At 41.0% G+C, this 5,282-nt stretch carries 6 protein-coding genes; 4 read left to right on the top strand and 2 right to left on the bottom strand.

Annotated elements, in window-relative coordinates; all coding sequences use genetic code 11:
* Positions 1-173: 173 nt before the first annotated feature.
* Positions 174-983 (bottom strand): DUF116 domain-containing protein, encoded by an 810-nt coding sequence (locus tag AB1498_02200; protein MEW6087100.1) that lies wholly within the window; start codon positions 981-983, stop codon positions 174-176.
* A gap of 139 nt (positions 984-1,122) precedes the next feature.
* Here AB1498_02200 and AB1498_02195 point away from each other — a divergent pair, with 139 nt between their 5' ends.
* A complete protein-coding gene (locus AB1498_02195; protein ID MEW6087099.1) occupies positions 1,123-1,731 on the top strand; it encodes a desulfoferrodoxin family protein in 609 nt (202 codons plus the stop codon).
* A 142-nt stretch (positions 1,732-1,873) separates the two neighbouring features.
* Here AB1498_02195 and AB1498_02190 read toward each other — a convergent pair whose 3' ends face one another.
* Positions 1,874-2,575 carry a TIGR04283 family arsenosugar biosynthesis glycosyltransferase gene (locus AB1498_02190; protein ID MEW6087098.1) on the bottom strand — a complete coding sequence of 234 codons (702 nt, stop codon included), beginning with the start codon at positions 2,573-2,575 and terminating at the stop codon, positions 1,874-1,876.
* A 124-nt stretch (positions 2,576-2,699) separates the two neighbouring features.
* Here AB1498_02190 and AB1498_02185 point away from each other — a divergent pair, with 124 nt between their 5' ends.
* The 3 genes from AB1498_02185 (at position 2,700) to msrA (ending at position 5,214) form a co-directional block, all read left to right on the top strand.
* Positions 2,700-3,476, top strand: a complete 777-nt coding sequence (locus AB1498_02185) for a DUF5602 domain-containing protein (GenBank protein MEW6087097.1) — start codon at positions 2,700-2,702, stop codon at positions 3,474-3,476.
* 2 nt (positions 3,477-3,478) lie between these two features.
* Positions 3,479-4,222 carry a phosphoribosyltransferase family protein gene (locus tag AB1498_02180; GenBank protein MEW6087096.1) on the top strand — a complete coding sequence of 248 codons (744 nt, stop codon included), beginning with the start codon at positions 3,479-3,481 and terminating at the stop codon, positions 4,220-4,222.
* Positions 4,223-4,284: 62 nt separating this feature from the next.
* Entirely contained in the window at positions 4,285-5,214 is a 930-nt protein-coding gene (msrA, locus tag AB1498_02175; GenBank protein MEW6087095.1) for a peptide-methionine (S)-S-oxide reductase MsrA, read from the top strand.
* Positions 5,215-5,282 lie beyond the last annotated feature (68 nt).

Below are 5,282 nucleotides of genomic sequence, written 5' to 3'. Positions count from 1 at the left end.
TTTTGGTCGTCTAAAAATATTCCGAATCGGTTTGAGTAAGATGTCATTTTTTCTACAAACAACAGTTGCTTTACAGTTTTAATAATTCGACCGATTGAAAATATGTACTTACTTCTCAGGAATCATATATTTATGAACGTCCCCAAAACGTCCACCAAAACGTCCAAAACGTGTTAAAGAAGTTTTTCCAATTCCTCCATGTTCACAAAGGTCTGGTGAAATGCGCCGATCCATCTCGCGCACCTGTTCGCGTTTAAAGGAATTCCCACAACGGGGATGTTCCGGCGCATGCACAGCCTCATGCCGCTGATGAGTTCCGGGATGCATGCGATGCCGAGGACGCCGAGGCTCCTTTTTTCTTTTTCCATTTTTTTAAAAACGGATTTGATGTTCGCGTTCATCCAGATATACGGCTTGACATTATATTTCTTCAGCAATCTGCTTACGCGGTTAATCATGCAGATTTTAGAACAGGATTTGCATACATTGTCAAGGCCTTCCACCTGTGAGCGGCAGTTCGCACTTAAATCGCGGAGGCAATGGGGCAAAAAGGCGAGTTTTTCTTCCGCCTTTTTGAAACTTTCCTTGAATTCCATGTTTATAAGCGCGATTTCAAGCATAAATAAATGGTATTGTTCTTCGGAAGTGGCAAGTGTTTTGTCCGTCAATCTTTTGTGAAAAGGCAGTTCTTTAAGATGCGTGCATGTCATTTTTGTGTATTTTGAAAGTTTTTCATGCGTGATGCGGACGATGAAATTAACCAGCGAACCCGGGTCATTTGTTTTTAATTGTTTTTTACCGCTCGCACATTCCAATAGGCTTATCAGTTTTTTTCTGTCAGGGCATTTCGCAAGGCAGAGGCCGATTATTTTATTAACATCACTGTAATAATTTCTTGTGTCAGGCGTGTCTCCGTATAAAGAAAAGGTTTTGCCCTGGACAGGGGTCTCAACGATGTTATCGCTTGTTTTTGTATTATCCATGGTATTATTTTATCATATTACGCGGGAACAGCGCGGACTTTAGTGGAGAAAAGTCAATAAAAAGCGGAAACAGATAATTTACACGCCTGCCTGGAATTAGTATCATATAAAAAACAAATCATAAAAGAAAGGAAGGATTATGAAAAAATATTTTAGCCTGCTAATCTGCTGTATGCTGTTCTGCCAGTTATTTTTGAGCGTTATTTTCGCCGAATCCGACGAAATGGAAGCGGATAAAACTTTATTTGAAACAAAGTGTTCATTGTGCCACGCAATTGAAAGGCCTCTTTCGAAAAAGAAGAACAAAGATGGCTGGATGGGAACCGTTAAAAGAATGCAGTCAAAAAGGCCGGGGCATCTAAGTGACGCTGAGGTGGAAAGGATTATTGGATACCTGGTTTACGCGAGAGGCGAAGAGCCGATGAAGATAAACAAGGCCAAAGACCCGTCCAATATGACCGAACTTGAGAGAAAACATGTGCCGGTGATACAGCTCGGTGAAGAGAACAAGGAGAAGAAAACCCTGGTGATAACCGTAAAAATCGGGGAGGATGAGCATCCGATGGTTAATGAACATTATATTAAATATATTGAACTTTTTATAGACAATAAATCCGCGGGAAAAGTAGATCTGAAACCAGGCGATAAACCAGAAGCTGAATTTGAGGTAAAGTCCCCGGTAAGCGGGCATGTTACGGCACAGGAAAATTGTAATATTCACGGTTTATGGGAAGGAGAAGTTAAATAATTATATATAAATTTAATTAAAAATTGACAATTGAATATTAACAATTGAGCGTTTACTTGAAAAACAATTATCAATTGTCAATTTCCAACTGTTCAATTGTTAACAAATTCATCGAAATTAATTTAACAGAAGGGGCGGATAATTATTCGCCCCTGTAATACAACTTTTTCAATTTCTCAGGGTGCGCGCCTAAGAAATAAAGAATGGTTATCAACCAGTTTTTTAAGGTGTAATAAAGAATACCTTCTTTTTCCCAGCGCCGTGGAGAGGCAGTCACGCCTGCGGGAAGTATATTTATTTTACCCTTGTTTTTTTTAATCCGGCGCATTAAATCGGCGTCTTCCATTAAAGGTAATTCCCTGTATCCGCCTAATTTTAAGAAGTAATCCTTTCGTATAAATATCGATTGATCCCCGTATGGAATTTTTGTTATTCGCGCGCGCAGGGAAGAGAGTTTTGAAATTATTTTAAAAATAATTTTATTGGAGTCTATTTTTAAGTTAAACGCTCCCGCGGCAGTATCCGGATCGGAATCAAAAACGTTTTTAATTTGATCCAGGGCGTTTTCAGGCAGAGCGCAATCCGCGTGAAGGAACAAGAGAACATCACCTTCAGAAACTGACGCTCCCGCATTCATTTGTTTGGCCCTGTTTTTTCCGGATATTGATTTTTTAATATTGGCGTATCCGGTATTTATCGTGTTAATTGTGCTCCCGTTGTTTTCACCATCCACCACGATAATTTCAAATTTTTCCGTTCGGAATTTATCAAGAATGTCTTTTATTGAATTGTTGATTATCCCGGCCTCTTTAAATACAGGAATAATAATTGAAAATTTAAACATAGAATGATTATAACTCCAAGGGAGAAATAAGTCATAAAAAAGTAGATTACAGCCATTTACACCTTTCCGCAAATAAAATAATATTGTATTATCTTAACATGAATTATGAACAAGGGGGCAAATTATGCGTTTTTTCATTAAATTAAATGTAATTATTCTCTGTGTTTTTTTGTCACGGATAACGCTGGCAAAGAGCGGTGTTTTTTTCGGGAAGGCCAGACAGATAGGAAATGGCGCGGGATGGGCGTGGGTGGAAATTGATAAACAGGGAAAACCGTCCGCGATAGGGGTCACCATAACACAGACCGCTCTTTCGGGTTTACCCGAAATCCCGTCTTCTAAAGACATTGACAGCGTTGAATACCCGTTGCTTTTTCCGGAGGAAGTTAAAGCTCTTCCATTTACTCATATTTCACTGGATTGGAACCCTTACGGCCACATCCCCCCGGGTGTTTATGATGTGCCTCATTTTGATATTCATTTCTATTTATTAACTCAAAAGGAGAGAAACAGGATTACCGCCAAAGGCGATGATATTGTAAAATGTTTAAAAAAACCAGCAGCGCAGTATTTGCCGGCAGGCTATGTCCTGCCGGAAGGGACGGAAGTCCCGCGAATGGGTGTCCACTGGATCGACCCTTCCGCGCCGGAATTCAATAAGCAACCCTTCACGCGGACTTTTATATACGGGTCTTATAACGGCAAAATAGCGTTTTTTGAACCGATGGTAACCAAAGCGTTCCTGGAGACGAAACCAAACGATACGCAAACAATTAAACTCCCTGCCTCATATCAAAAAAAAGGTTATTACCCGTCTGAATATTCCGTGAAATATGATGAATCCCGGCAGGAGTACACAATTTCACTGGATAAGTTAAGCTTTAAACAGAAGGGGAAATAATAATGGGGAAGATAAACATATTATCAACAAGCGGTGAGCCTTTTATCGACCGTGCGGAAGCGGGCCGGATGCTTGGCCATGTGCTAAAAAAATATAAATTCAGTAAGGACACAGTCGTTCTCGGGATACCGAGAGGCGGGATTATAGTAGCGAGGGAGATAGCCGGGATTATAAACTCCCGTCTCGATGTTGTATTGACCCACAAAATCGGCTCGCCCTATAATCCTGAGTTCGCGATAGGCGCGGTAAGTGAAAACGGCAGGATTACCTTCGGGAACAGGGTCTTCACTTTAGATGAAATTGAAGATGCGGCTATAAAAAAAGAGGCTGAAAAACAATTGTTGAATTTAAAGCGAAAGGCTTCTTATTACCGTGAAATTTTGCCGAAAAGAGAACTAAAAAATAAAACAGTAATAATAACCGATGACGGTATCGCGACCGGGGCCACGATGAAAGCCGCGCTTATCCTGGCCCGGAATGAATCGCCTGAACAATTAATTTCCGCCCTGCCAGTCAGCCCGCGGGACTCAGTAGAAGAGACAGCGCTTCTTTGCGATGAAGTAATATGCCTGCGTGTCCCGCTTTTTTTTGGCGCCGTCGGGGCTTTTTACATTGATTTTGAACAAACAAGTGATGAGACGATTTTAGAAATACTCAGGGAAGAACAAGGAAGATTTAACCATGGAAAAACGTCCGGTCCGGATTCAAAGCGGGAACATCAAAATCAATGGCGACCTGATCATTGATGATGGTGTAACTTAATAAGTTGCTGCAAAAATTATAATGTTATTTTTAGAAGGAATGAAATATGTACGAGAAAATTTTCAACAGCCTGTTTATTTTACAGTTTTTTCCTCTTTTGATGCCGGTGGTATATGCCGGCACAAAATATGAAACGGCTGTTTTCGCGGGCGGGTGCTTTTGGTGCATGGAGCCGCCGTTTGAAAAACTTAACGGCGTAAAAGAAGTGGTTTCCGGGTATACAGGAGGGAAAGACCGTGACCCTGTTTATAAAGATTACGCAGAAAAAGGACATGTCGAAGCAGTGCGGATCACTTATGACCCTTCTGTAATAAAATACGAGGAGCTTTTGGAAATATTCTGGCGGCAGATAGATCCGGCTGACGGCGGCGGGCAGTTTTGCGACAGGGGCCCCGGCTACAGGTCAGCAATTTTTTTTACAAACGAGGAACAAAAAGAGACCGCGGAAAAATCGAAGGAAGCCCTCGGAAAAACCGGCAGGTATAAAGAACCGCTTGTTACCGAAATAAGAAAAGCGTCTGGATTTTATAAAGCGGAAGAATATCACCAGGGCTATCACAAAAAAAACCCGATACGTTATAAATTTTACAGGTTAAACTGCGGCCGCGACAAGTATTTAAAAAAAATATGGGGAGATGACAAAGATATGCCGGGCGGCGCGAAAAAAGGAGCAAATTATAAAAAACCTTCCAGGGAGGGACTTAAAAAAACATTAACGCTGCTCCAATACGAAGTGACCCAGGAAAACGGGACGGAACCGGCGTATAAAAATGAGTACTGGGACAATCACAGGAATGGAATATACGTTGACATAGTTTCGGGCGAACCCCTGTTCAGCTCGATCGATAAATATGATTCGAAAACAGGGTGGCCCAGTTTTACCCGCCCGCTTGAGCCAAAAAACATTGTGGAAAAAATTGATAATGTCAAAATAGGTATGAAAGGAATGAAAGTTTTGAAACGGGGTAAATTTTAGATTTCTCCCTTTAGAAAAGGGAGATTAAGAGGGATTTGAGAGAATTGGCAAGTGTATTTAACACGATA

It is taken from the genome of bacterium (genome assembly GCA_040754625.1).
Lineage (GTDB): Bacteria > JACRDZ01 > JAQUKH01 > JAQUKH01 > JAQUKH01 > JAQUKH01.
Note: the sequence above shows the minus strand (reverse complement) of the source record. Positions and strands in the feature narration are given on the sequence as shown.

Coding starts and splice junctions, on each gene's coding strand:
- AB1498_02185 (MEW6087097.1), top strand. CDS start 2,700: ATGCGTTTTTTCATTAAATTAAATGTAATTATTCTCTGTGTTTTTTTG.
- AB1498_02190 (MEW6087098.1), bottom strand. CDS start 2,575: ATGTTTAAATTTTCAATTATTATTCCTGTATTTAAAGAGGCCGGGATA.
- AB1498_02200 (MEW6087100.1), bottom strand. CDS start 983: ATGGATAATACAAAAACAAGCGATAACATCGTTGAGACCCCTGTCCAG.
- msrA (MEW6087095.1), top strand. CDS start 4,285: ATGTACGAGAAAATTTTCAACAGCCTGTTTATTTTACAGTTTTTTCCT.
- AB1498_02195 (MEW6087099.1), top strand. CDS start 1,123: ATGAAAAAATATTTTAGCCTGCTAATCTGCTGTATGCTGTTCTGCCAG.
- AB1498_02180 (MEW6087096.1), top strand. CDS start 3,479: ATGGGGAAGATAAACATATTATCAACAAGCGGTGAGCCTTTTATCGAC.